The following is a 428-nucleotide window of genomic DNA, read 5'->3' as shown; positions in this document are numbered from 1 at the left end:
CGGCGTTCTGGTAGCTGCGCTCGCCCAGGGACAGGCCCTGGATACCGACGCCCAGACGCTCGTAGTTCATCATGGTGAACATGGCATTGAGGCCCTTGTTCGGCGCATCGACGATCCAGCCGGTGGCGCCGTCGAAGTTCATCACGCAGGTGGCCGAGCCCTTGATGCCCATCTTGTGTTCGATCGAGCCGCAGGAAACGGCGTTACGCTCGCCCAGCGAGCCGTCGGCATTGACCATCACCTTGGGCACCAGGAACAGCGAGATGCCCTTGGGCCCGGCCGGGGCGTCCGGCAGCTTGGCCAGCACCAGGTGAATGATGTTCTCGGTCAGGTCCTGTTCGCCGCCGGTGATGAAGATCTTGGTGCCGGTGACCTTGTAGCTGCCGTCGGCCTGGGGTTCGGCCTTGGTGCGGATGATGCCCAGGTCG

General features: G+C 64.3%; 1 protein-coding gene. It reads right to left on the bottom strand.

The genetic code is table 11. The features are described 5' to 3' along the window. Positions 1-428: acyl-CoA dehydrogenase family protein (locus tag F3I62_RS20090; RefSeq protein WP_178122545.1), on the bottom strand; the 428-nt coding region annotated here is incomplete at both ends.

The sequence above is a fragment of the Pseudomonas sp. R-28-1W-6 genome, from assembly GCF_009799925.1.
Classification (GTDB): domain Bacteria; phylum Pseudomonadota; class Gammaproteobacteria; order Pseudomonadales; family Pseudomonadaceae; genus Aquipseudomonas.
Note: the sequence above shows the minus strand (reverse complement) of the source record. Positions and strands in the feature narration are given on the sequence as shown.